Source organism: Arthrobacter sp. 49Tsu3.1M3 (assembly GCF_900168135.1).
GTDB lineage: Bacteria > Actinomycetota > Actinomycetes > Actinomycetales > Micrococcaceae > Arthrobacter.
In genome coordinates this window covers 228,425-253,578 of the sequence record NZ_FUZD01000001.1, presented here as the reverse complement: position 1 = coordinate 253,578, position 25,154 = coordinate 228,425, and the positions used below count along the sequence as shown (strand labels likewise).

At 68.3% G+C, this 25,154-nt stretch carries 24 protein-coding genes; 9 read left to right on the top strand and 15 right to left on the bottom strand.

Annotated elements, in window-relative coordinates:
* Window positions 1–66: 66 nt before the first annotated feature.
* From B5X90_RS01195 to B5X90_RS01165, 7 genes are all read right to left on the bottom strand, one after another.
* Window positions 67–681 (bottom strand): TetR/AcrR family transcriptional regulator, encoded by a 615-nt coding sequence (locus B5X90_RS01195; RefSeq protein WP_079549690.1) that lies wholly within the window; start codon window positions 679–681, stop codon window positions 67–69.
* A 28-nt stretch (window positions 682–709) separates the two neighbouring features.
* Window positions 710–1,957: an NAD(P)/FAD-dependent oxidoreductase gene (locus B5X90_RS01190; protein WP_079549689.1), complete on the bottom strand. Its 1,248-nt coding sequence runs from the start codon at window positions 1,955–1,957 to the stop codon at window positions 710–712.
* The gene (locus B5X90_RS21465) at window positions 1,954–2,187 is read right to left on the bottom strand and encodes a ferredoxin (protein WP_256859996.1); all 234 of its coding nucleotides are present in this window, start codon (window positions 2,185–2,187) and stop codon (window positions 1,954–1,956) included. The genes B5X90_RS01190 and B5X90_RS21465 overlap by 4 nt, the downstream gene beginning before the upstream one ends.
* Window positions 2,184–2,771: a TetR/AcrR family transcriptional regulator gene (locus B5X90_RS01180; RefSeq protein ID WP_079549688.1), complete on the bottom strand. Its 588-nt coding sequence runs from the start codon at window positions 2,769–2,771 to the stop codon at window positions 2,184–2,186. Before B5X90_RS01180 ends, B5X90_RS21465 begins: the two co-directional genes overlap by 4 nt.
* A 35-nt stretch (window positions 2,772–2,806) precedes the next feature.
* Complete coding sequence (locus B5X90_RS01175) at window positions 2,807–5,221, bottom strand: ATP-binding cassette domain-containing protein (protein ID WP_079549687.1); 2,415 nt, start codon at window positions 5,219–5,221, stop codon at window positions 2,807–2,809.
* Window positions 5,222–5,325: 104 nt separating this feature from the next.
* Window positions 5,326–5,745 carry a VOC family protein gene (locus tag B5X90_RS01170; protein ID WP_079549686.1) on the bottom strand — a complete coding sequence of 140 codons (420 nt, stop codon included), beginning with the start codon at window positions 5,743–5,745 and terminating at the stop codon, window positions 5,326–5,328.
* Window positions 5,742–6,191 (bottom strand): helix-turn-helix transcriptional regulator, encoded by a 450-nt coding sequence (locus tag B5X90_RS01165; protein ID WP_079549685.1) that lies wholly within the window; start codon window positions 6,189–6,191, stop codon window positions 5,742–5,744. Before B5X90_RS01165 ends, B5X90_RS01170 begins: the two co-directional genes overlap by 4 nt.
* Window positions 6,192–6,295: 104 nt before the next feature.
* On the opposite strand from B5X90_RS01165, the gene B5X90_RS01160 reads away from it, so the two are divergent.
* From B5X90_RS01160 to B5X90_RS01140, 5 genes are read left to right on the top strand one after another with little or no spacing between them, the layout of a single operon-like run.
* Window positions 6,296–7,546, top strand: a complete 1,251-nt coding sequence (locus B5X90_RS01160; RefSeq protein ID WP_079549684.1) for a type III polyketide synthase — start codon at window positions 6,296–6,298, stop codon at window positions 7,544–7,546.
* Between the two features lie 29 nt (window positions 7,547–7,575).
* Window positions 7,576–8,319: a class I SAM-dependent methyltransferase gene (locus B5X90_RS01155; protein WP_079549683.1), complete on the top strand. Its 744-nt coding sequence runs from the start codon at window positions 7,576–7,578 to the stop codon at window positions 8,317–8,319.
* Window positions 8,312–9,490: an FAD-dependent oxidoreductase gene (locus B5X90_RS01150; protein WP_079549682.1), complete on the top strand. Its 1,179-nt coding sequence runs from the start codon at window positions 8,312–8,314 to the stop codon at window positions 9,488–9,490. The genes B5X90_RS01155 and B5X90_RS01150 overlap by 8 nt, the downstream gene beginning before the upstream one ends.
* Before the next feature lie 42 nt (window positions 9,491–9,532).
* Window positions 9,533–10,492 carry a hypothetical protein gene (locus B5X90_RS01145; RefSeq protein WP_079549979.1) on the top strand — a complete coding sequence of 320 codons (960 nt, stop codon included), beginning with the start codon at window positions 9,533–9,535 and terminating at the stop codon, window positions 10,490–10,492.
* 9 nt (window positions 10,493–10,501) lie between these two features.
* Window positions 10,502–11,173, top strand: a complete 672-nt coding sequence (locus B5X90_RS01140; RefSeq protein WP_079549681.1) for a peptide deformylase — start codon at window positions 10,502–10,504, stop codon at window positions 11,171–11,173.
* A gap of 9 nt (window positions 11,174–11,182) precedes the next feature.
* Here the strand turns inward: B5X90_RS01140 and B5X90_RS01135 are convergent, their stop codons facing one another.
* Window positions 11,183–13,252: a S9 family peptidase gene (locus B5X90_RS01135; protein ID WP_079549680.1), complete on the bottom strand. Its 2,070-nt coding sequence runs from the start codon at window positions 13,250–13,252 to the stop codon at window positions 11,183–11,185.
* A 154-nt stretch (window positions 13,253–13,406) separates the two neighbouring features.
* Between B5X90_RS01135 and B5X90_RS01130 the strand changes: the two genes are divergently transcribed.
* The 4 genes from B5X90_RS01130 to B5X90_RS01115 all read left to right on the top strand — a co-directional run bounded on the left by B5X90_RS01130 (window position 13,407) and on the right by B5X90_RS01115 (window position 16,752).
* Window positions 13,407–14,270 (top strand): methyltransferase domain-containing protein, encoded by an 864-nt coding sequence (locus B5X90_RS01130; RefSeq protein ID WP_079549679.1) that lies wholly within the window; start codon window positions 13,407–13,409, stop codon window positions 14,268–14,270.
* Between the two features lie 230 nt (window positions 14,271–14,500).
* Entirely contained in the window at window positions 14,501–14,962 is a 462-nt protein-coding gene (locus B5X90_RS01125) for an NfeD family protein (RefSeq protein WP_079549678.1), read from the top strand.
* 88 nt (window positions 14,963–15,050) lie between these two features.
* Entirely contained in the window at window positions 15,051–16,007 is a 957-nt protein-coding gene (locus B5X90_RS01120) for an SPFH domain-containing protein (RefSeq protein ID WP_079549677.1), read from the top strand.
* 397 nt (window positions 16,008–16,404) lie between these two features.
* Window positions 16,405–16,752, top strand: a complete 348-nt coding sequence (locus B5X90_RS01115; RefSeq protein WP_026266329.1) for an RNA polymerase-binding protein RbpA — start codon at window positions 16,405–16,407, stop codon at window positions 16,750–16,752.
* Window positions 16,753–16,855: 103 nt separating this feature from the next.
* On the opposite strand, the gene B5X90_RS01110 is transcribed toward B5X90_RS01115, so the two are convergent.
* The 7 genes from B5X90_RS01110 to B5X90_RS01080 form a co-directional block, all read right to left on the bottom strand.
* Window positions 16,856–17,593 (bottom strand): VOC family protein, encoded by a 738-nt coding sequence (locus B5X90_RS01110; protein ID WP_079549676.1) that lies wholly within the window; start codon window positions 17,591–17,593, stop codon window positions 16,856–16,858.
* A 47-nt stretch (window positions 17,594–17,640) separates the two neighbouring features.
* Complete coding sequence (locus B5X90_RS01105) at window positions 17,641–18,387, bottom strand: polyprenol monophosphomannose synthase (protein WP_079549675.1); 747 nt, start codon at window positions 18,385–18,387, stop codon at window positions 17,641–17,643.
* A gap of 465 nt (window positions 18,388–18,852) precedes the next feature.
* On the bottom strand, window positions 18,853–20,535 hold the full coding sequence (locus tag B5X90_RS01100) for an amidohydrolase (protein WP_079549674.1): 1,683 nt from the start codon (window positions 20,533–20,535) through the stop codon (window positions 18,853–18,855).
* A gap of 117 nt (window positions 20,536–20,652) precedes the next feature.
* Window positions 20,653–23,583, bottom strand: a complete 2,931-nt coding sequence (locus B5X90_RS01095) for a DEAD/DEAH box helicase (protein WP_079549673.1) — start codon at window positions 23,581–23,583, stop codon at window positions 20,653–20,655.
* 24 nt (window positions 23,584–23,607) lie between these two features.
* On the bottom strand, window positions 23,608–24,402 hold the full coding sequence (tatC, locus tag B5X90_RS01090; protein WP_028275586.1) for a twin-arginine translocase subunit TatC: 795 nt from the start codon (window positions 24,400–24,402) through the stop codon (window positions 23,608–23,610).
* A gap of 48 nt (window positions 24,403–24,450) precedes the next feature.
* Entirely contained in the window at window positions 24,451–24,720 is a 270-nt protein-coding gene (gene tatA / locus B5X90_RS01085) for a Sec-independent protein translocase subunit TatA (protein WP_079549672.1), read from the bottom strand.
* A 29-nt stretch (window positions 24,721–24,749) separates the two neighbouring features.
* Window positions 24,750–25,151 carry a hypothetical protein gene (locus B5X90_RS01080; protein ID WP_079549671.1) on the bottom strand — a complete coding sequence of 134 codons (402 nt, stop codon included), beginning with the start codon at window positions 25,149–25,151 and terminating at the stop codon, window positions 24,750–24,752.
* Window positions 25,152–25,154 lie beyond the last annotated feature (3 nt).

Here is a 25,154-nt window from a genome sequence, read left to right as displayed (position 1 = left end):
CCGGCTGTGGCCAGGGCCGATCAGGATCGCGACGCCTGGCATAGGCGTCCGTCTGCGAGGGCAGGCTTAGCCTTCGTCGCAGAGCAGGTGATACCAGTTATCCGCGAGCACCTCGAGGGCGTGTTCCCGGTTCGGTTCAAACTTCCGTCGGGTCCAGAGGGTGGCCACGTAGTCGAGCGAGGTGAAGGCAAGGGTGCCGCGAATGTGGTGCGTCTCCTCCGGGAAGCGCCCCGCCAGCTCCATTCCGCGCACAAGGTCGGAGATGACCTCCTCATGCCATCCCTCGACCAAGGCGCGCACTTCGCGGTCGATGGCGGCGGCCTCCTCGAGCACGTCGAGGTACGGGCGGAAGACCGGCCAGAGCGCCGCCCGCGACTCCAGCCAGGCCAGGATGCCCGCCAGCTCGCCCGCCCGCACGACGTCGACGAGCTCGGCCGCGGTCGACCTCCGGTCGGGGCCGGCCGCGCGGTCCAGGACGGCATTGACGCGGGCCATGAAGTCCCGCATCAGGTCGCTGCGCGTGGGGTAATAGGCGTAAAAAGTCACCCGGGTGGTGCCGGCCGCAGCGGCGATCTCATCGATCGTCGTCGCGGCGTAGCCCTTCTCGGTGAAGAGCTCCAGCGCCCGTTCGACGATCACGTCGCGGGTCAGCTGCTTCTGGGCTTCTCGCAACGACGACATGCATCAATCCTAACGGTGTTGTGCGGCGTCAGGTTCGAGCGGGCGACGCCGCACGCAGCGCGGCCGGACCGGCGACGGCGAACCGGCGCAGCTTGGGGATGGGGATCCGGTAGTTGAGCGCGGCGGCAGTGCCGGAACCGTCCGCGTTCTCCCAGCGAAGCAGCATCGAGTCCGCACCCCCGCCGGGCTCGCAGTAATCGGGAGCCCCGAGGACCGGCGCGAAGCCCGCCGCCTTGAGCGTCAGGCCGAAGCCCTCCGTCCAGAAGTACGGCTGGAAATCGAACTCGGGCGCCGCGTCACCCCTGAGCAGGCCGACGCCGGCGATCCTGGCCTGGTCGATGGCGCTGGTCCACAGGGGCACCCGTTCCACCCCGCGGCGGGTCGGGAAGGACGCCACGTCCCCGGCGGCGACAATGTCCGGCCGGAGCCTGCCGCGCGAATCGACCCGCAGCTGTCCGTCGACGAGGAGGTCCGTGCCGGCGAGCCAGCCGGTGTTCGGCTCATCGCCGATGGCGGTGACCACCAGATCAGCCTCCAGCACGGTGCCGTTGGCCAGGACCGCCTTTGCCCCGGCACCGTGATCGGCAAGCCGGGCCTTCCCGCCGCCAACCACGCGCAGTCCGCGCCGGTTGGCGGCGGCGGTGAAGATGTCCGCCAGATGGTCGCCGAGCTGACGCGCCAGGGGCTTGACGTCGGAGACGAGGGTGACCTCGCAGCCCACGTGCACGCAACCGGATGCGACCTCCATGCCCAGTGCTCCGCCGCCGATCACGATAACCGAGGGGCGCGATGCGACGCGTTCCTTAAGAAGGATCGCATCCTCGATGGTGCGCAGGGTGAGTTCCCGGTGGGAGCCGTCGCGTTGTGGTTCGGCTGTTCCATTGTTTTGCATTTTTTGCGTACCCGCATCGAGTCGCTTGGCCCGGGAACCCGAAGCGATGACGAGGCCGTCATAGGGCAGCTCCCCTCCCCCGTCCAGGCGCACTAGCCGGGCCTCGACGTCCAGGCCCGTGGCGCTGACTCCGAGCAGCTCCCTTGCTTCGTGGGTCGGCTCGGGGAGCACATGGGGTTGGAGGCCGCCGTCGCTGTTCCCGTCGACAGAGTTGCCATCGACGGCGTGCAGCAGCGCCTTGGAGAGGGCCGGCCGGCTGTAGGGCTGGTGGCGCTCCGCGCCCACAACAGTGAGCTCGCCGTCGAAACCGGCCGAGCGCAGCGAGTCGCAGGCCGTGAGCCCGGCGATGCCGTTGCCGACCACCACGATCTTTCGCATCGTCATGCCGCGGCCAATCGCAGTGCGGCAACCGGGCAGACCCTTACCGCCGCCTTCGCGGCGTCCAGGTCAGCCCCTTCCACGTCCGGCACGTCGAGTACCAGCTCGCCGTCATCGTCGAGGTGCATCAGCCGGCGGAGGGCCAGACGGCGGACGTCCAGGCGCGCTGATGCCGTGCGGTAGCTGACAACGCCAGGGCGCAGCCAACAGGCTGCGCCCTGGCGTTGTCCGCTCATTCAGCCAGCAGGAAGCACCAGTTCTCGACCATCAGGTCCAGTGAAGTATCGCGGTCCACGGTCCATCCGAGCCGCATCCAGCGCCGGGAAAAGAACTCCAGCTCGCCGAAGGCCAGCGCGCACCGGACCCGGCGGCTGGCCGGGTCAAAGCGCCCGGCGCTGTCGAGGCCCGCCACCATGTCGTCGATCGCCGTGTCGAACCACTGGTCCAAAGCCGCCTGGATGTCCGGTTCGCTGGCCGCGGCCTGGTGCGCCGCCACCACATAGGGGCGGATGTCGGCCCACTGGTCGAATTTCCGGGCCAGCCAGGCCCTGATCAGCTCGCGGTCTCCGGACTCCACCACCGAATGCAGCGGCGGGACATCAGCCTCCGTCAGCATCTCGTTGGACCGCTCGACGAGCGAACGCATGAGCAGGGCCTTGGACGGAAAATGCGAATAGAACGTTGCCCGGGTGGTGCCTACGGCAGCGGAAATGTCATCCACCGTGGTGGCGGCGAACCCCTTCTCCTCGAAAAGCTTCAGCCCCTTGTCGAGGAAAAGCCGGCGGGTCATCTGCTTTTGAGCGTCTCGAATGCTTGCCACGCCCCCAGATTAGTCCGCTGATTCACCAGTTTCGTTCACTTGATGCTGTGTTCAGCGACCGAACCGACGTAGGCCGCCAGGTGCTCGCCGGTGAGGGTGGAGCGGGCGGCGACAAGGCTGCCGGGCGTGCCCTCAAAAACGATCCGGCCGCCGTCGTGCCCGGCGCCGGGACCAAGGTCGATGATCCAGTCGGCGTGCGCCATGACCGCCTGGTGGTGCTCGATGACGATGACCGATTTGCCGGAGTCGACGAGCCGGTCCAGGAGGCCCAGCAGGTTCTGGACGTCGGCGAGGTGCAGGCCGGTGGTGGGCTCGTCGAGGACGTAGACATCACCCTTCTCTGCCATCTGGGTGGCGAGCTTGACGCGCTGCCGCTCGCCACCGGACAGGGTGGTGAGCGGCTGGCCCAGGGTGAGGTAGCCGAGCCCGACGTCGACCAGCCGGTCGAGGATCTTGTGGGCCGCCGGGGTGCGGGCTTCCCCTTCGCTGAAGAACACCTCGGCCTCGGTCATCGACATGGCCAGCACCTCGGCAATATTCCGTCCACCCAGCGTGTACTCCAGAACTGCTGCCTGGAACCGCCGTCCCTCGCAGTCCTCGCAGGTGGATTCGACGGTGGCCATGACACCGAGTTCGGTGAAGATGACGCCCGCGCCGTTGCAGGTGGGGCAGGCACCTTCCGAATTGGAGCTGAACAGCGCCGGCTTCACGCCGTTGGCCTTCGCGAACGCCTTGCGGATCGGCTCGAGGAGGCCCGTGTAGGTCGCAGGGTTGCTGCGCCGCGAGCCCTTGATGGCACCCTGGTCGATCACCACCACACCGTCCCGGCCGTCCACTGACCCGTGGATCAGCGAGCTCTTGCCCGAACCTGCAACACCTGTGACGACGCAGAGAACGCCGAGCGGGACGTCGACGTCCACGTCCTTGAGGTTGTGCGTCGAGGCGCCCCGCACCTCGAGCGTGCCGGACGGGGTGCGCACGGATTCCTTCAACCTGGCCCGGTCGTCGAGGTGCCGCCCGGTGATGGTGTCGCTCGCCCGCAGGCCCTCCACGGTTCCCTCGAAGCACACGCTGCCGCCCGCGGTACCCGCGCCGGGGCCAAGGTCAATGACATGGTCGGCGATGGCGATGGTCTCCGGCTTGTGCTCGACGACGAGCACGGTGTTGCCCTTGTCCCGCAGCTGCAGCAGCAGCTGGTTCATCCGCTCGATGTCATGCGGGTGCAGGCCGATCGTCGGCTCGTCAAAGACGTAGGTGATGTCGGTAAGGGACGAGCCCAGGTGCCGGATCATTTTGGTGCGCTGGGCCTCGCCGCCGGACAGGGTGCCCGCCGGCCGGTCCAGCGAGAGGTAACCCAGCCCGATTTCGGCGAACGAGTCGAGCAGGTGCTGCAGGCCTTTCAGCAGGGGTGCGACGGAAGGCTCATCAAGCTCGCGGATCCATGCGGCGAGGTCGCTGATCTGCATCTCGCAGAGGTCTGCGATGTTCCTGCCCTGGATCTTCGCGGACCTGGCCTCCGGGCTCAGCCGGGTGCCGTCGCACTCGGGGCAGGTCTGGAACGTGATGGCACGTTCCACGAAGGCCCGGATGTGGGGCTGCATTGCGTCGACGTCCTTGGAGAGCATCGACTTTTGGATCTTCGGGATCAGGCCCTCGTAGGTCAGATTGATGCCCTCGACCTTGATCTTGGTGGGCTCCTTGTAGAGGAGGTCGTGCATTTCCTTCTTGGTGAACTTCGCGATCGGCTTGTCCATGTCGAAACCGGCGCCGCTGAAGATCCGGCCGTACCAGCCGTCCATGCTGTAGCCGGGGATCGTCAGGGCACCCTCGCTGAGCGACTTGCTGTCGTCGTACAACGCGGTGAGGTCGAAGTCCGAAACCGAGCCCATGCCCTCGCAGCGTGCGCACATGCCGCCCAGATAGACCACATCGCGCACCACGCTCCGCTCGACGCGGCCGCCGGCTTTCTCGGTACTCATCACCCCGCTCGCCTTGCGCGTCGGGACGTTGAAGGAGAAAGCGGTGGGTGGCCCGATTCGGGGCATGCCCAGGCGGCTGAAGAGGATCCGGAGCATGGCGTTCGCGTCGGTGGCGGTGCCGACCGTGGACCGGGGGTTGGCGCCCATCCGCTCCTGGTCAACGATGATCGCCGTCGTCAGCCCCTCGAGGTGGTCCACCTCGGGCCGCGCCAGGTTGGGCATGAAGCCCTGCACAAAGGCACTGTAGGTCTCGTTGATCATCCGCTGCGACTCGGCGGCGATGGTGGCGAACACCAGCGAACTCTTGCCCGAGCCGGACACGCCGGTGAACACCGTCAAGCGGCGCTTCGGGATCTCGACGCTGATGTCCTTGAGGTTGTTTTCCCGTGCGCCCTGCACGCGGATCAGATCGTGGCTGTCCGCTTCATGCAGCTCCGGCGGCTGCGTGTCCGTGCTCGTGGCAATGCTCATCGTGTCTCCATCTGTTGGGCGGGGCAGCCACAGGCGTCCCCGTCGTCGTCGACTGGCTCTATCTAACCAGCTGGCGACCGGTCCGGCGGTGGCCGGCGGGCACCTTAAAGCGGCTGCTGGATACGGATCAGGTTGCCCGCGGGATCGCGGAAGGCACAGTCGCGCACCCCGTAGGCCTGCTCTGTCGGTTCCTGGACCACCTCGGCACCGCTGGCCTGCAGCCGCTCGAAGGTGGCGTCGAGGTCCTTGGTGGCCAGGAGGATGCGCGCATAGGTGCCCTTGGCCATCATTTCGTCGATGGTGCCGCGCTCTTCGTCGGTGACGCCGGGATCGGCGGCCGGCGGTTCCAGGACGATGGATGTGTCCGGCTGGCCGGCCGGGCCGACCGTGATCCAGCGCATCCCGCCGTAGCCGACGTCGTTGCGGACCTCGAAGCCGAGGGTGTCCCGGTAGAAGGCCAGGGCCGCGTCGGGATCGTTGTGTGGGAGGAAACTCGCGTGAATGTTGATGTCCATGGGCTTCATGCTAGTTGCGGTTCGGGGGCCGGCACTTCTCGATTCCTGACCGGTCTGGTGACCTGTTTCGCGACGCAGGAAGGCATCCCTGCGGTTACCCGGGCGGCTTCGCGCCGGTAGACGCTGGGCGGCACGCCAACCAGTTCGGTAAAGCGGGTGCTGAACGTGCCCAGCGACGAGCAGCCGACCGTGAAGCAGACCTCGGTGACGCTCAGGTCGCCGCGGCGCAACAGGGCCATCGCGCGTTCTATGCGCCGTGTCATGAGATAGCTGTACGGCGACTCGCCGTACGCCAGGCGGAACTCGCGGCTGAGGTGCCCGGCGGACATGTGGACGCCGCGCGCGAGGGCCTCGACATCCAGCGGCTGCGCGTATTCCCGGTCCATTCGGTCGCGGACGCGGCGTAACAGCGCGAGGTCGCGCAAGTGCTGCGCCCGGTCGGGTTTGCTGGTCACAAGTGCGATCGTGCAACGTCGTGCCGGAGTTGTCCAGCCCGGAGGTGTTCCTGAATCTCCGGCCATTCCATTGTCTTTGGCGGCAGGCTCACTGAGAATGAACCATGACGGTCTACCTGAGGTCTCTGGAAACTGCAGTCCCGCCAACCATCCTGGTCCAGCCCGAGGCCAGGGCCGTGTTCGCCGCCCAGCCGGGCCTCACCCGGCTCGGCTCCCGGCTGGTCAACACGTGCTTCGACTCCGCAGCCATCGACACCAGGCACACGGCGGTGGAGGAACTCACCACGGACAGGCAGGCGGAAAACCCCCAGTTCTTCGACCCCGCCACCGGCCTGGTGCTCAGCCCCAGCACCAAGATTCGAAACGGCATTTTCGCCACGGAAGCGACCAAACTTTTCATTGAAGCAGCCCAAAAAGCCCTTGATGCCTGCCCGGGCGTCGAGGCCCGGGACATCACCCACCTGATCACGGTTTCCTGCACCGGATTCTTCAATCCCGGCCCGGACTACAAGATTGTCCGGGCCCTCGGCCTGAATCCGGCTGTCCAGCGGTACCACCTCGGCTTCATGGGCTGCTATGCGGCCTTCCCGGCGCTGCGGGCGGCGAAGTCCTTTTGCGAGGCGGATCCGGAGGCGACGGTGCTGGTGGTCTGCGCCGAACTCTGTTCCCTTCACGTCCGGACCTCCAATGATCCGGACACCATCATGGGGTCGGCCCTGTTCGCCGACGGCGCTGCCGCGGCGATCATCACGGCGCGGGACATCCCCGGGGAAGCGCCCTTGCTGCGGCTGGACTACTTCGAAACCGTCCTGACGCCCGTCGGGGAGGACTCGATGGCCTGGAACATCGGCGACGAGGGCTTCGAGATGGTGCTGGGCAACTATGTCCCGCACATCATCGACGACCACATCATTGGCGCGCTGGAACCGCTTCTGTCGCGCGACAGCTCGCTGCAGGGGCTCCCCTACCGGGAGATCGAGCACTGGGGCATCCACCCGGGCGGCCGGAGCATTCTGGACAAGGTCCAGTCCAGGCTGGAGCTCAGCGACGAGCAACTCATCCCGGCCCGCGAAACCCTCCGGAACTTCGGCAACATGAGCAGCGCCACCGTCCTGTTCGTCCTCAAGCACATCCTCGAGTTGCCGGCAGCGGACGACGCCGCCAACGACGCCGCAGACGACGCCTGGGCCGGCCCGGGCGCGGAACGGATCTGTTCCATGGCCTTCGGCCCGGGCCTGACGGTCGAGACGGCGCTCTTCACCCGGCTGGCTGCCCCGCGGAGCGCCGCGGTTCGCCGGCAGGAGCCGGCGGCGGAATCAGCGAAACCGGCGCCGTCCGTAGCGGTGCGGGTCTGAAAGCGGCCACGCTGAAACCGTTCAGCGCGATGCGGGGCACGGAACACCTTCGGGCGGCCCTCCTGCGGGACCGCGCATCCGACGCCGTTGAGGAAATGGACCTGCCGGGCTGCGACCCCGGCCGCCTGGAGCGAACGTATGCCCAGTTTGCGCTCGTCAACCGTGCCGTCGCCGGGTGGCGCGGCATCTACCGGTCCCGGATCCGGCCCCGGCTGTCCACCGGCTCGGCTACATCCCTGCTGGATATCGGGTGCGGCGGGGGCGACGTTTCCGTGCTGTTGGCCCGGTGGGCGGCCCGGGACGGACTGCGCCTAAAGGTCACCGCCATTGACCCGGATCCGCGGGCGATCCTGTTCGCCCGCGCCCGCCACGCGACGGCGGACGTGACGTTCCGCCAGGCGGCCAGCGCGGAGCTGCTCGACGAGGGCAACCGGTACGACCTCGTGGTGTCCAACCATGTCCTGCACCACCTTGACCGGCTGGAAGCGTTTCTCGACGAGTCGGCCCGATTATCCCGCGGCACAGTGTTCCACAACGACATCCGCCGCAGCCCCACCGCCTACGCGCTGTTCTCTGCCGGCTCCTGGGTGCTCACCGGCTCCTACATCCGGCAGGACGGGCTGACCTCGATCCGGCGAAGCTACACCTCCGCGGAGCTGGCCGCCGCCGCTCCCCCGGGCTGGACGGTCGCCCGCCACGCCCCCTTCCGGAGCCTGCTGCTGCACGAGACTCCCGACGACGTCCACCAGTCAGGGCCCGGCGCCAGTGGCTGAGGTGCTGATCATCGGTGCCGGTCCGGTGGGGCTGTTCATGGCCGCGCTGCTGCTGCAGGACGGCGTGGATGTGCAGGTCCTGGAACAGCGGGGCGCACCGGAGCTGCAGTCGCGCGCCATCGGCATCCATCCGCCGGCGCTTGCCGCGCTCGCCGGAACCGGAGTTGCCGAGACCATGATTGCCGAGGGGGTCCAGATCCGCCGCGGCATGGCCCTGGCCGGCGGAAAATGCCTCGCCCGGATGTCCTTCGCCAGCGTCTCGGACCGCTTTCCGTTCGTCCTGTCCCTGCCCCAGGCCCGTACTGAGGCGCACCTGGAACGCCGGGTCAATGAGCTCGGCGCCGGCGCCCTGCACCGCGGCGTCCGCCTCACCGGGCTGTCCGACGACGGCACCCGGGTCAGCGTGGAAGCCGACACCGCGAGTGGCACCGTGCGCAATTCGGCGCCGCTGGTCATTGCCGCCGACGGCGTGCGTTCCACGGTGCGGGCGCTGCAGGGCATCGACGTGCGCGTGAAAGAGTACCCGGACAGTTACCTGATGGGTGACTTCGCAGACGGGACCGGGTTTGGTCCGGACGCCGCACTGTTCCTCTCCGGCGCCGGCATCGTGGAGTCGTTCCCCTTGCCCGGCCAGCTCCGCCGGTGGGTGGTCCGGCTGGGACCCGGCGACGCCACTTTCGGCGGCCCCGATGCCGGCGGACCTGCAGCCGGCGGTCCCGGTGCGGACGCCCGGTGGCTCATGGGCTGCGTGCGCGAACGGACGGGGCTCGCCATTGATGCCGGGACCAACAGCATGCTCAGCCGCTTCGGCGTCCGCACGCGCCTGGTCCCCCGGATGGTGGCCGGCCGGGTAGTAATGATCGGGGATGCGGCCCACGAGGTGAGCCCCATCGGCGGGCAGGGCATGAACCTCGGCTGGCTGGATGCGGCGGCGCTGGCACCGATCGTCTCGGCGGCCGTGCGCGGCCAGGATGTCGCGGATCGCCTCCGGACCTTTGAAGGGACCCGGTTGCGGGCGGCGGCGCGGGCCGCACGCCAGGCGGAAATCAACATGGCCCTGGGCCGGCCCCTCACGGACCGACTCCTGGCGCTGCGGAACCGCGGCATCGCAGGCGTCGCCGCAGTTCCGCCGGTGAATTCACTGATCGCCCGCCGCTTCACGATGCACTAGTCTGCGCGGTGTTACGGGATGGTCCCGGAATAGACTGTGCGCATGGACGGACTTCACGTGACGCGCGGCGCCGCATGGTATTGGGGGTTGCGGGTAGCGGCTGCCACTGTGGTGCTCGGCGCGGCGGCGTCATGCAGCTCCGGAACGGCCGGCGGCACCGCCTCCCCAGCAAGCGCGACGGCGTCGGCGACCCCGATCCCCGCAGGCCCTGTGACCGCGGAGATCAGCCAGTTCCGCGACAACTACAGCAAGCAGATCATCGAAATCCAGCTCACGAACACCACAGGACACGCCCTGACGGTCCTCGGCGCGGAACTGGCCAGCCCACTCTTCGCCGCCCCGATCACATGGTCCGCACGCCCCGGCGGGATCGAGCTTCCGCCTGGACAGCCCAAGAGCCTGCCGGCGCCGCTGCCCGTCCCGGACTGCGGCAGTCCGGCCGGGCCGGGCGCCGGGCCGGGCGCCACCGGGGCTGCCGGCGTCGCCCGTGTATCCCTGCGGCTGGCCACGTCGGAAGGCGCCGTGCCGGTCCCGGCCATGTCCCCGGCGGCAGACCCGTTCGGCGTCCTGGCGCGGAACAATTCGGAGCTGTGCCTGGCCCGGGAAGCCTCGGCCGTCGCCACGATCACGCTCGATCCGGAGCTTGAGGTTGCCGCGGACGGTCGGACCGCCGTCGTGCGTCTGCTGCTGCAACCGCGCCCCGCCGGCGCCGGTGAACTGGTGATTGACCGGATCGAGGAAACCACGCTGCTGGCGGAGGCCGGACAAGCCCCGTGGCCCCGGCCGGTGACGGTCCGCGCCGGCGGGGCCCCGGCCCAAGTGCGGCTCGGCATCAGGCCCTCCCGCTGCGATCCCCATGCAGTGGCAGAAGACAAGGTGGGCACTCTCCTGCCCCTGCAGGTCAGGGTGGCGGGCCGCGAGGGAGTACTGAAGATCGACGCCGGCAGCCAACTTCGCGCCCGCATCTACGACTTTGTTACAAAGGCGTGCGGGCGCCAGTAGTCTGGGGGCATGCCCTATGACGCCAGGCCCACCGACTACAGCGCCGCCCGCATAAGCGAGACCGTCCAGGAGATCCTGAGCGCAGGCATCCTTCCGCCGATTGTCCAGGCCGGACATCCGGTGCTCCGGCACGTGGCGGCGCCGTACGATGGCCAGTTGACTGATGCCGATCTCGGCCACCTCATCGACCTCATGCGCAGCGTGATGCACAAGGCCCCGGGCGTGGGCCTGGCGGCCCCGCAGCTGGGGATTCCGCTGCAGATCGCTGTCCTGGAGGACCAGTTCGACGTCGATCCCGACGTCGCTGCCGTCCGCGGGCGGGAGCCGCTGCCGTTCTTTGCGATGCTGAACCCGAGCTTTCGTCCCCTGGACGCGAAGTCCGCGGCGTTCTACGAAGGCTGCCTCTCCATTGGAGGCCTGCAAGCGGCGGTCGTGCGGCCGGAATCAGTCCAGCTCGATTTCACGGCGCCGGACGGCACGAAACTCCAGCAGACTTTCTCCGGCTGGCAAGCCCGGATTGTCCAGCATGAGACCGACCACCTCCACGGGATCCTCTTCCTGGACCGGGCCGAGCTGCGCTCCATCAGCAACAATGCCGAATACTCCGCCCGCTGGGCCCAGCCGGACATCAGCCGCGCCCGGCAGGAACTCGGGTTCCTGCCGGACCCGGACACGGAGTAAGCCTGCGGGCTAGGGCAGCGGCGCCGTATTCGATGCGGACGGCAGGTAGCGGGCCCACCACTTCAGGATTTCATCGAACCGCTGCTTCCGGTGGTGCGGCGTGCCGGAACGGGACAGCTCATGGTTCTCGCCGGGGAAGACCAGGAATCCGGTCTCGACGCCCTGTTGCTTGAGGGCGGTGAAGTACCGCTGGCCCTGCTCCACAGGGCACCGGAGGTCCTCCTCGCTGTGGATCACCAGGGACGGCGTCCGCACGTGCCGCACGCGCGCCATGGGACTCTGGGCCGCCATTTGCTCCGCCGTCGGGCCGGTGTATTCGCCGCCGAAGAACCAGCCGATGTCGGAAGAACCGGTGAAGCTCACCGGGTCCAGGAACCCACGCTCAACTATGGCCGCCCGGAAACGGTGGTCGTGGCTGATGGTCCACGCCGTCAGGTAGCCGCCGTAAGATCCGCCCATGATGCCGACATTGGCGGCGTCCAGATCCTCGAACTTCTCCACTGCCCCGTCCAGGAACGCCAGGACGTCCTGCATGTCCACGGTTCCCATCCGCTCCTTGATGGACCGGCCATGTGCCTGGCCGTAGCCGGCCGAACCCCGCGGATTGCACATGAGCACGGCGTAACCGGCCCCGGCATAGACCTGCGCTTCGTCGAACAACGCCACCCCGAACTGGGCAAACGGGCCGCCATGGATGTTCAGCAGCACCGGGTGCGGGCCCGGGCCCGCCGGCTTCACGAGCCAGCCATGGACCGGGTACCCGTCGGCCGAGGGCAAAGTCAGTTCCTGCGGCTCGCTGATTCCCGCCACGCTCCGCAGCTGGGCGGAGAAGTCCGTCAGGCGGCGCACCTGCCCGCCGTCGAGCACGGCAACATCACCGGCCGTCGTCGAATCGCTGAAACTCACCACGAGCGTTCCGCCACCCTCCGCGGCGCCGGTTACCACCCGGTTGCCTTCCAGGAGGACCGTGTGGCCGCCCGTCGCGACGAATTCGTGCAGCTCCACGGTTCCCCGCGCGTTATTCAGCACCAGGGCGCCCGCGCCGCCGCGCAGCTCCAGCCGGTTGCTGGCGGACAGGTCCAGCGCCTCGGCATCGCTGAGCGCCGTGGCGTGCCCGCCGGCGGCAGGCATTGCATAGAGCGCCGTGTTCCTGGCCACGAAGTCCCGCCCCGATGCGCCCAGGTCCTCGGCCAGGAAGAAGAGCCACTGCCCATCGGCGGATTGGCGAACGGCGCTGATGCTCTGCCGTCCGGCGTTGGCCGGCACCACAGCCTGCGGCTCCCCTCCGGTAACAGGAAGCGCGTAGATTCCGCTGACAAGGTCAGTGTCCCGCCCATCGTGCAGGGCTGCGGTGAAGTAGATGGTGCCGGCGTCGGTGCTGAAGCTGGCGCCGTTGTGGTCCGCTGGTGCGGTGGTGAGTTGTTTGGCGGCCGGCAGCAGCCCGGCAGCATTCTCCGCCGGATCGGCCGCGGTGCCGAGGGCCTTCAGGGCGCGTCCGGCCGGGGCCACCTTCGGTTCGGCGTCAAGCTGCGGCACCTCGAGGATGAACAGCTGAAGCGGCTTGTCGCCGGTGTAGCCAAGACCGTTCATCCGGTACTGGAAATCCTTGATCAGCCGGGCGTCCTCGCTGCCCGCACCCACGCCGTCGACGCTGCCATACCGGCCCTCGTCAGGTGTCCTGGCGCTGAAGAGAATGCTGCGGGAATCAGGCGACCACGTGAAGGAACTGACCCCCAGTGGGGCTGCCGTCAACAGCTGGGGTTCGCCGCCGGTGGCTTCCACCACGAACAGCTGCGGCTTTCCGTCCGCTGCCGCACGCAGGAACCCAAGGGCACGGCCGTCAGGTGAAAAGTCCGGTGCCGTATCGCGGAAGCCCCGGGTCAGCCGTCGTGGCCTCTGGTCCGGGTCGTTGAAGTCCGGGTGGGTAGGGTCCAGCCCCAGGGGCACGGTCCACAGCTGGCCCACGTAGGCATCGGCATCGAAGTCCGGGCGGATCACGGAGACCACGGCGCGGGAACCGTCGGGGTGCACGGCAGGGGCGGACACGGAATTGAGCAGCGGAAGATGTTCAGATTTCACGATTGCGAGCCTAGCCCGTGACGTGCCCCCTGTGAAACACCTCACGTTGCGCCGGTGCGGCGAGTCACGCCGCGGCGTTCCCGGTACCAGATGCCCCTGTAGGCAAAGCCCCGTCCGCGCGGCGGGCCGGCGATCCGCGCATAGGATGAAAGCTATGCCCGCCGCCGATCTCCCCCTCCTGTGCCCGGTGTGCCGCCAGGGCCTCCGCTTCACTGGCGGCGCCCGCACCCTGGAGTGCGGAGCCGGCCACAGCTTTGACGCGGCCAGGCAGGGCTACTTCAACTTCCTGGTCGGCAAGGGGACGGTTTTTGAAGCCGACAGCGCCGATATGGTGGCGGCCCGCTTCGAATTCCTCTCAGCGGGGCATTACGAGCCGCTGGCCGATGCCGTGGCCGGGCTCGCCGCACCGGCGCTCCGGGAAGCCCCCGCCGGCCGGCCCCTCGTGCTCGACGCCGGCACAGGCACCGGTCACTACCTAAGGGCTGTGCTGGACCGGGCCGCTGACAGCGGTCCGGCCGCGGCAATCGGCCTGGACATTTCCAAGTTCGCGCTGCGCCGCGCAGCGAGGCTGAACCCCGAGGCTTTGAACGTGGTCGGGGACGTCTGGCAGCCGCTGCCGGTCGCGGAGAACGCGGTCGACGTCGTCACCGTGGTTTTTGCGCCGCGCAACGCGCCCGAGTTCGCCCGGGTCCTCCGCCCCGGCGGCCGCCTGGTCGTGGTCACACCCCGGCCCGGCCACTTGGCGGAGGTTGCCGGGCCGGCCGGGATGCTGGGGATCGAGCCGGCCAAAGACGAACGGCTCGCCGCCTCCCTGGGCCAGCACTTCGCTGCCGTCGCAGCAACCGACCTGGACCTGGCATTGAGCCTTGGCCCGCGCGACGTCGCCAACCTGGCCTACATGGGACCGGCAGGCCACCACCTCGACCGCGCCGCACTGGCGGCACTCGAGGCCGCGCTTCCGGAGCGGACCTCCGTCTCGGCCCGCTTCCGGATCAGCGTTTTCCAACCCATCCGCTGACTATTCCCGTCCCCACCGCATCGCGGGGGCCGTCAGGGACGCCCCGAAACCACCGCGGGTGGCGAACCGGGGCGGAAGACCAGGCCGGGGAATCGGCCCGCGAAATAACGACTTGGCCACTTTGGCCATCAATTCCCTGCCGCCGGTCCCAGCTATTGCCCTTCCGCTTAGGATGGAATCACAGTACTGGGGCCCTGTGCCTGCAGCTCCCGGAACTCAAGGGGGAATTGATGTCTGAATGGCTGATCGAGAATTGGTGGGCGTTGTGGCTCACACTCTTTCTCCTGTTTGCCGTGGTCGAGATGATCACACTCGACCTGTTCTTCATCATGCTCGGCGGCGGCGCCCTCGCCGGGCTGGTGGCGGACTTCGCCGGCGCCGATCCGTGGCTGCAGATTATCGCCTTCTGCGTGGTGTCCCTGCTCATGATCGGCTTCGTCCGGCCGGTGGCACTCAAACATCTCCACCGGGGCCCGGCGGATCAGCGCACCAACATTGAACGCCTCATCGGCGAATCCGCCGTCGTCATGGAGGCCGTGAGCGAAAACGGCGGGCTCGTCAAGATTGGCGGGGACGTCTGGAGTGCGCGGTCCGAATCGGGAGTGCTGGCGCCCGGACAGCAGGCTGTGGTCAGCGCCATCGAAGGGGCCACCGCGATCGTGGCCCCGCAACCGGAATCCGCCATCCAATAGGGGCCGCTGTCCGGCGGGCACCGCTGCCCAGCCGGTGCGGCGCTGCCGGCGCGAGACTAAAACAAAACAACTGGGGAATAGGTGATGTATGAATATCGCAGTCGCAATTGTGCTGCTGGTACTAATTGTGTTCGTAATTATTGTGCTGGTCCGGTCGGTCCGGATCATTCCACAGGCCCGTGCCGGCGTCGTTGAACGGCTGGGTAAATACCAACGCACCCTGAATCCCGGACTTACCCTGCTGATCCCGTTTGTGGACCGCTTGCTGCCGTTGCTCGACCTGCGGGAGCAGGTGGTGTCCTTCCCGCCGCAGCCGGTCATCACCGAGGACAACCTGGTGGTCTCGATCGACACCGTGGTCTATTTCCAGGTCACGGACGCCCGGGCCGCCACCTACGAGATCGCCAACTACATCCAGGCAGTGGAACAGCTGACCACCACCACTCTGCGCAACGTGGTTGGCGGCCTCAACCTGGAGGAAGCGCTGACCTCGCGCGACCAGATCAACGGCCAGCTCCGCGGCGTCCTGGACGAGGCGACTGGTCGCTGGGGCATCCGGGTCTCCCGGGTCGAGCTCAAGGCGATCGATCCGCCCCACTCGATCCAGGACTCGATGGAAAAGCAGATGCGGGCCGAACGTGACCGCCGCGCCGCCATCCTGACGGCTGAGGGCACCAAGCAGTCCGCGATCCTCACCGCTGAAGGCCAGCGCCAGTCCTCCATCCTGAAGGCCGAAGGCGACGCGAAGGCGGCCATCCTGCGGGCCGACGGCGAGGCCCAGGCCATCCAGAAGGTGTTCGACGCGATCCACAAGGGCAACCCCGACCAGAAGCTGCTGGCCTACCAGTACCTCCAGACCCTCCCGAAGATTGCCGAGGGATCCTCGAACAAGCTGTGGATCATTCCCAGCGAGGTTGGCGAGGCGCTCAAGGGGATCGGCAGCGTACTGGGTGCAGGCGCGGTGCAGGAGCAGACGGCCTCAACGCCGGACGTGGCACCGTACTCACCGCCCGCCGCAGCCGACGGCCAAGGGAGCCGGCCCTGAGCCGGCTCCCGCACTGGACCTCCCGGATCGGATAGCTCCGTCCTGGCCCCCGCAGACCGGCCGTATCGGCCCGGCTGCGGGGGCCTGCCAGCTTAAGGCCGACCCGGTCGGGTACAGGATACGCAGTTCGCGCCGCGGGGCTACTCGCTTTACCGCGCCCGCACCACTCCCGTATACTTGAATATTTGTCCGGTCAGTTCAGCCGTCCGGAACAAAAACGCTCCGCACAGCGTTGATTCCAATGACGTTCCAAAGAGTTTTGTCCACTGGAGACTGTCATCTGGCCGGCCCACACCGGGCCAGGTACGGTACAACGCGGTGCAACCAGAAGTCCGGCGCCTGACGGTCCCCGGACAACGCAGGGCTTGACCCTGCGAACCGAATAGAGGGAGAAAAGATGAGCGATCGCAGCCTGCGGGGTATGCGCCTTGGCGCACAGAGCATGGAGACCGAATCCGGCGTCGAACCGGCTCCGCGCCAGCGGGTTGAATACCGTTGCGAGGATGGCGAACAGGTGTTCGTGACATTCTCCTCGGAAGCCGAAATTCCCCCGGTCTGGGTTTCGAAGACGGGCAAGGAGGCGTTGCTGGTGGACGGCGAACGCCCCGTCAACAGCAACGAGAAGGCGGTGCGCACGCACTGGGACATGCTGCTGGAGCGCCGCTCGCTTCCCGAACTTGAGCAGATCCTCGAAGATCGCCTCACCATCCTGCGCGAACGCCGCGGCGAACGCCGCTCGGCCTAGACCCCCCGGCGCACCGGCTACGGCAAGGGCCGGGCCCGCATCATCCGATGCGGGCCCGGCCCTTTTCTGTTCATGCGCCGACATGCATTGCGCCTCCCCCGCGTCAGCCGGGGGTGAGGACGCAGAACTCGTTGCCCTCCGAGTCGGCGAGGCAGACCCAGGGCACATCGCCTTGGCCGACGTCGGCGTCAGTGGCGCCCAGAGCCCGCAGCCGGGCCACCTCCGCCGCTTGATCATCACCCGGGTACGGCATCAGGTCGAGATGGACACGGCCCCACACGGTCTGCGCGGCGGGCGTGCGACGGAACTCCAGGTACGGCCCGACGCCCTTGGCCGAACGCAGCCTCGCATGATCGTCGTCCACCTCGTGCAGGGTCCAGTCCATCGCCTCGCCCCAGAACCCGGCCATGGCCCGCGGGTCGGCACAGCTGACCACCACCGCGGCGATCGGCCCGGTGTCCTGGTAGATCGGGTGGGGCTCCAGCACGCGGAACAGGTTGCCCTCCGGGTCGGCCAGGACCATCCACGGCACAGCACCCTGGCCGACGTCGGCGGGCGTCGCGCCGAGCCCCAGGAGATGCGCCACCAGCTCCGCCTGGTGGGCCGCAGAGGTGGTGGCGAGATCGAGGCGCGCCCGGTACCTCACCGTCTCGGGGTCCGGGACGGTGACGACATCGACGCAGACGGCCGCGGGGTCCGGCCAGACAAAACCCAGGGGTTCAACGTTGGTCACACCGGGCCCCTCGCTGGAAACACCCCAGCCGAGTGCCTCCGCCCAAAACCGGCCGAGCGTTGAGTCATCCCGAGCCTTGAAATTCACCTGAACAAGTCGCAGCGCCATACCGCACGACCCTATACCCAGGTGATGCCCGGACCGGGAGACACGCCTTAGGCGTCCTGCCTGGCGTCCTGCTTGCCCCGGAGCTTGTTCCAGCGGGCCGTGAGTCCCCATTTGGTGACGTTGATCATGGCTTCGACGACGATGTTGCCGCTCATCTTCGAAGCGCCGAGCTCGCGCTCCACGAAGGTAATGGGCCGTTCCACGATGGTCAGGCCGAGCTTGGCCACCCGCCAGGCCAGATCCACCTGGAAGCCATAGCCAACCGAGTCCACCGCATCCAGGTTCAGCTTCTCCAGCGTGGTCCGCCGGAAGGCGCGGAAGCCGCCGGTGACGTCCTTGATCTTCACTCCGAGCATGATCCGCGCGTACGTGCTGCCGACGCGGCTGATGGCCTGGCGGTACAGCGGCCAGTTGACCACACGGCCGCCGGGAACCCAGCGGGAGCCCATGGCGAGGTCGGCGCCCTGCTCCACGGCCTCGATCAGCTGCGGCAGCTGCTCGGGCTGGTGCGAGCCGTCGGCGTCCATCTCCACGAGGATGTCGTAGCCGGCGTCCAGGCCCCACTTGAAGCCCGCGATGTACGCCGCACCCAGGCCGGCCTTTCCGGCGCGGTGCAGGACGTGGACCTGGCCGTCTTCTGCGGCCATGCGGTCCGCCAGCTGCCCCGTGCCGTCAGGGCTGTTGTCGTCGACAACCAGCACGTCGGAGGCGGGCACGGCTGTGCGCAGGCGACCGAGGGTCTTGGGCAACGATTCCAGCTCGTTATAGGTCGGGATGATGGTGAGGACACGCACAGCGAGGCCTTTCCTTGAAGGGAGCGGTCGGTGCGCCGAAAGTCAATTGTTCCGGATATTCAGGCGCAACTTCCCATTATAGGGAGTTGTGCGCCCGTGGGGCGCCCGCGAAGCGGCCGAGCGGCCACCCGGGCAGGTCCACCCGCTTCGGGCCAGTTCCGGCAGGCCACGAATTGCGGCGCCGGAACCGTTTTCTGCTGCGAAGTAGACCCGCCCCCTGGGGGTGCCCGTGGTCATGACCAAGTAGAGCTCCCGCGGGTGCGGGAACCTGGGAAGGACCGGGGACTGGCGGAGTCTGCGCGGTACGCAACCCTCCGTTGCCCCTCAATGCTACGGGGGCGGGCCGATCTGTCAACCGAGCCGTGACCTGCCGATTCGTCTGTCGGTGCAGGTCAGGGCTGGGTCGCGGATGGAAATGTTTCCGCTCCGTCCGCTGGATGACGGGCCGGATCGGGCGCCAGGTGTTCAGCCCTGGAGGGCGCCGCTGGCATAGAGTTCCTGGCCGTCCCGTACCGTCAGGAGGCAGGCGGGATCGCTGCCGGTGTCCAGCGCCGGCAGCAGCGGGGTGCGGGCGCGCGGGTCGGTGCTCCACGACTGCACGCGCCCGTCGGCCACCTGGACCATGAGCTCCTCGACCTCCCAGACCGCAAAGCTGGCCGGAGCCCCCGGCACCAGTTGCCCGGCCATGGGGTTGGGGTAGCGGGCTGCCCGCCAGCCGGCCCGCGTGTGGCCGAGGAACGCGGCGCGGGCGGAGATCTGTTCGGCGGGATTGGTGTGCTGCAGGCACGCGCGCACGCTGGACCACGGCCGGAGCGGCGTCACCGGGCTGTCGCTGCCGAAGCAGATCGGCACACCGGCCGCGTAGAGGCTGCCAAAGGCATTCATTCCCAGCCGGCGGGAGCCGAGGCGCTGCTGGTAAAGGCGGTCCCCGCCACCCCACAGGGCGTCGAAGACCGGCTGCGCGCTGACGCTGATCGAATAGCGGGCCAGCCGGCTGATGGCCGCGGCATCCGCCAGCTCGACGTGCTCGAACCGGTGCCCCGCGGCACGGACGCGCTGCTCCCCCACCTCAGCCGCGGCGAGGTCGAGGGCGTCGAGGGCCGTGTCCAGGCCGGCGTCGCCGATCACGTGGAAACCCGCCTGGATCCCCAGGAGGGAGCACGCCGCGAGGTGGGCGGCTGCCTCGGCAACGGAGAGGTACAGGTTGCCACGCTCTCCGGGCGCGTCGGTGTAGTCCTCCCGCAGGGCGGCGGTCCGTGAGCCGATCGAGCCGTCGATGTTGAGGTCACCGGCCAGGCCGAGCACGGGCAGGCCCAATTCGTCCAGGATGGACTGGGCATGTTCGGCGGATCCGGCGAGCTCGCCCCAGTACGGCAGGATCTCCGGCACTGCGACGCCGCCGACCCCGTTCGGTCCGCCGCCGGAGGTGCTGTTCCAGGCCACCGCGAGCCGCAGGTCCTCGATGCTGCCGATATGCGGCGCGGCCATCTCGGCGAGGGCCACGTAGCCGTTGGCCGCAGCCTCGGCGAGGGCGCGCTGCTGGTACGCGCGCAGGGCGTCCGCCGGCAGCCGGCGGGCCGCCAGGCGGGCCGCCGTGTGGGCATCGCGTTTGACCTGGCTTCCGGCGCCGCCGTCGAGCCCGTCCAGTCCGGCCGATGCGGCCAGGGAGTTCGATACCAGGGCCGAGTGGACATCCACGCGGGACAGGTAGACCTGGCGGCCGCCGGCCGCGCGTTCGATTTCGTCCCGGGAGGGCAGGGTGGGATCGGCCCAGGTGGTCTCGTCCCAGCCGTGGCCCAGGATGGGACCGTCCGTGCTGGAAGCAGAGGCGGCGGAGGCGGCGACGGCGTCGAGCAGGTCAGCGGCGGAGCGCATCCCGGCCAGCTGGAGGCCCTCCAGCGCGATTCCGGTTTCCGTCAGGTGGATGTGGGAGTCGACGAAGCCGGGTGCCAGCAGCGCGCCCTGCAGATCGACCACCTCCATGGACGAATCGGCGATGGACGTGGCGGCCTGCTCGGAACCAACCCAGGCGACGGTGTCGCCGTCGACCAGCATCGCGGTCGCAAAGGGATCGGCAGCTGTGTAGACCGAGCCGTTGCGGTACAGCGTGACGTTGCGGGGGGCGGGGGCGGCCGGCGAATCGGTCATGGGGCGGGGACTCCTTGTTGCTGGGGGCCGGCCGGGCGCCGGCGGGTTCGAAAATCTGGGCGGCCGCGGTAGCGGGCCAGTCCGTGGCGTAGGGAGAGGGCCGGTCCGGCCCGCTCCCTACGCCACGGAGGAATAGGCGACGACGCCGCGTTTGATGAGCTTGATGGCCTCCGCGCACAGCCGCGCAATCCGGGGGTCGAGATTCGGGATGTCGGCGAGCTGGTCCAGGAGGTCGATCACCTGTTTGACCCAGCGGACAAAGTCGCCCGCGGCCAGGTCGGTGCCGCTCAGCACGTCCTGGAGGTGCCGGCCCTTGGCCCATTTGAAGATCGGCCAGACGAGGCCGAGCTCAGGCTCGCCAGTGAGGGGCAGCTTGTTGGCTTCCTCGACGTCCTCCAGCGCGGACCATTCGCGGACCACGGTGTCCACCGCGGATTCCAGGGACACGCTCGGCATCTTGGGCCGCAGGCCGCGGTCCTCACGCTTGGCCTGGTAGACGAGCACACTGGCCAGCGCGGCGATCTCGGCGGCGTCGAGGTCGTTGAAGGCCCCCATCCGCAACGACTGCGAAATCAGCAGGTCCTTCTCGCCGTAGATCCGCCGCAGGCGTTGCCCGTCCGGGCTGATGGACAGCGCGCCCGTGTCCGAGGTTTCCAGGTAGCCGTAGCCCGTCAGGACGCCGCAGACACGGTCGAACGTCTTGGCGATGGTGTTGGTCCGGCCCTGGATCTGGCGGATGAGCCCGTCCGTTTCCTGGCGGAGTTTCCACCAGCGTTCGGACCACCGGGCATGGTCCTCGCGTTCGCTGCAGCCGTGGCAAGGATGGGCGCGGAGCTCCCGGCGCAACTCGGCGATCCGCTTCTCCTGGTTGGGCGCCGCGGAGGCCCGGCCGAAGTCGTCGTCGCGGCGCGGCGGCGCCGGCGGCCGGTGCTCGCGGATGGCGTTGCGCACAGAGGACGCCAAGTCGCGGCGGGACTTGGGAACCTTGGCGTTGAAGGTCTTGGGAATCCTGATCCGCGTGATCGGCGACAACGGCCCTTCGACGTCGTGCAGGCCAATCCGGCGGAGCTGGTTGTCCAGAGTCATGACGGCGGGGCGGGGCTCGCGGGATTCGTGGTCGGAGCTGAGCACCACCGCCAGCCCCGGCGACTTCCCGGCCGGAACATCCACCACGTCGCCCGGGAGCAGCCTGCTCAGGGAGTCCTCGGTCAAGGACTTCCTGGCCCGGGACGTGCTCCGGGAGGCCATGGTTTCGGCATCGCCCAGGGCCCGCCGCAACCGTGCGTATTCGGTGAAGTCGCCGAGGTGGCAGGTCATGGCCTTGCTGAACCCGGCAATGGATTCTTCCCGGCTCCTGACCTGCCGGGCCAGTCCCACCACGGAACGGTCCGCCTGGAACTGGGCAAAGGAGGATTCGAGGATCTCCCGGGCGCGCGGCCGGCCGAACTGCGCCAACAGGTTGATCGACATGTTGTACGTGGGCCGGAAGCTGGAGTTCAGCGGGTAGGTCCGCCGTGAGGCCAGGCCGGCGACGGCGGCCGGATCCGTGCCGGGCTGCCACAGCACGACGGCGTGGCCCTCGACGTCGATGCCGCGGCGGCCGGCGCGGCCCGTCAGCTGGGTGTACTCCCCCGCCGTGATGTTGACGTGGGCCTCGCCGTTGAACTTGTCCAGCTTTTCGAGCACGACGCAGCGGGCCGGCATATTCACGCCCAGGGCCAGTGTTTCGGTGGCGAAGACGGCCTTGACCAGACCGTCGACGAACAGCTTCTCCACAACCTCCTTGAAGGTGGGCAGCATGCCGGCGTGGTGCGCGGCGAGCCCGCGGAGCAGGCCGTCCCGCCAGCTCCAGAAGCCGAGCACATCGAGGTCATCCGAGGGGATGTCCTGGGCGGCCTCGTCGACGCGCCGGGCGATGATCTGCTGTTCGGCCTCGCTGGTGAGCCAGAGTCCGGCCGCGACGCACTGGGCCACGGCGGCGTCGCAGCCGGCGCGCGAGAAGATGAATGTGATGGCCGGCAGGAGGTCCTGCCGGTCCAGGCTGGCGATGACCTGCGGCCGGCTGGCCTTCCGCACCGGGCTGCGCTGGGCGCCCTGCGGTTCGTCCCGCTGGCTGCGTTGCTGCCGGCGCTGGTTCCGGCCGCCGTGGCCGAAGCGGCCACGGAAATTCATCTGGCTCTCGGCCCGGGCCATGGACAGCAGTTCCGGGTTGACCTCGAAGCCGGCCCGCCCGGGCACTTCTGAGGTGACGGCAGCCGCCGGGCCCCCGACAGCAGCAGCGGCTACGGCGTCGGCGGTTGCCTCCCCGGCAGTTGCCGAACCGGGCAGCGCGATCTCGTCAAAGCTGGTGTCGCCGGCAAACAGGTCCACGATCTTCCGGCCCACCATGACGTGCTGCCACAGCGGCACCGGGCGGTGCTCGGAGACGATCACGTCGGTCTGCCCGCGGACGGTGTCGAGCCACGCACCGAACTCTTCGGCGTTGGAGACCGTGGCACTCAGGGACGCCACCTGGACCTCGCTGGGCAGATGGATGATGACCTCCTCCCACACCGCGCCGCGGAAGCGGTCGGCGAGGTAGTGGACTTCGTCCATGACCACGAAGCCGAGATCATCCAGGGTGTCCGAATCCGCGTAGAGCATGTTGCGGAGCACTTCGGTGGTCATGACCACCACCGGGGCGTCGCCGTTGATGCTGGTATCGCCGGTGAGCAGGCCCACCTGGGCGGCGCCGTACTTGGCAGCCAGTTCGGAGTACTTCTGGTTGCTCAGGGCTTTGATGGGGGTGGTGTAGAACGCCTTGAGCCCACGCTGGAGGGCCAGATAGATGGCGAACTCCCCCACGATCGTCTTCCCGGCGCCGGTGGGGGCGGCCACCAGCACGCCCCGGCCGGCCTGCAGGGACAGGCATGCTTCGCGCTGGAAGTCATCGAGTTCAAATTCGAGCGAGCGGATGAAACCGCCCAGATAGGTCTTGGCTTCAGCAGCCCGCTCGACGCTGGCGCGGTAACGTTCGGACGGTGATTCCGGCCCGGGGTGTGAGGACATGTTTCCAGCCTAGTGCGAGAAAGGCTAGAGATTCTCCAGCTCGGAGCTGGGGGTGGCGTGGTCGGCGGTGGCTTCGGTCTCGGCGTCGCGTTTGACGGCGCGCCGCTCGCGCCGGCGGTCGTTGAGCAGGCACAGCCCGATCGCGGCGAAGAACAGCGCCAGCATGGGTCCAGCCAGGTAGAACATGCTCATGGCGTCGGCGCCGGGAGCGGCCATCGCGGCGAACAGGCAGACCAGGAAGACTGTGATCCGCCAGCTCTTGAGCAGCTGCTGGCCCTTGATGAGCCCGGCCAGGTTCAGCCCGAACAGGACCACCGGGAGGAGGAAGGCGATGCCGAAGGCGAGCAGCAGCCGCAGCACGAAGGACAGGTACACCTGGGCGCTGATGAAATTGGAGCCGCCGGACGGCGTGAAGTCGGTCAGGACGCGGACCGCGTTGGGCAGCACGAGCCAGGCCAGCAGGACGCCGCCGACGAAGAGCGGCACGGCCGCCGCCACGAAGGACAGGGCCAGGCGGCGTTCCTTCTTGTGCAGCCCGGGCACGATGAAGGCCCAGAGCTGGTAGAGCCAGACGGGGCTGGCGATAATCAGGCCCAGGAACACGGAGACCTGGATCATGAGGTCGAACGAGCTCGCGACGCCGTCGAAATTCAGGGTGGCCTGGCGGCCTTCGTGTTCATTCAGGTCGCGGATCGGCTTGATCAGCGCCGCCAGCATTGGCTGGTAGACGAGGAAACCCACTACCGTCCCAAGGACGACGGCGATTGCCGCCTTGAAGAGCCGATTGCGCAGCTCTTTGAGGTGGTCGAGGAGCGCCATCCTCCCCTCGGGGTTCGATCGACGGCTCATGGTTACTGCCATGCGGTCTTAGGCGCGGGTCGACGGCGGAACGTCGGTTCCGTCGCCCGTGCGGCTTTCCGGTGCGCCGGGTTGCGGGTGGTTGATGACCCGTCCTTCAACCGGCTCGGAGCCATCCTTGGCATCGGTGGTGCCGTCCTTCTTCATTTCCCGGACTTCCGACTTGAAAATGCGCATCGACTGGCCCAGGCTGCGGGCCATGCCCGGCAGCTTCGGCGCAGCGAACAGCACCAGTGCCAGAACGATGATGATGATGAGATGCCAGCCTTCAAGCCTCATGTGGAGAGGTCCTTTCGTTTGAATACATCCTATGTCGAACGCGTTTCGATGTCGCGCAGCGCCTGGGGTTGCCCGCGGTCCTTCTTGCGTTGGATGCGGCGCAGCCGGCGGGCGTTCTGCCGGGCGAGCTTGGATGCGTGGTAATCATGTCGCATCCGCGCGGGCGAGGCAAAAATGGCATCGCCGGGCGCCGGCCGAAGGGCTTCGTCCGCGCTACCCGGGTCACCGGCGTCGGTCGGTGTCGAACCGGCCGCTGAACCGGTGCCGGTGCCCGCCGGTGAGGGCAGGGTGGAAAACCGGTCCGCGGCTTCACCTAATTCGCTGAGCGTCGTCGTGGCTTGCCGGAACAGCCGGAAGCCGAGCACGCCGAAGAACAACAGCGACAACGCGACGAGCGCTATCCAGATAACGATCCAGGACCACCAAGGCATGCT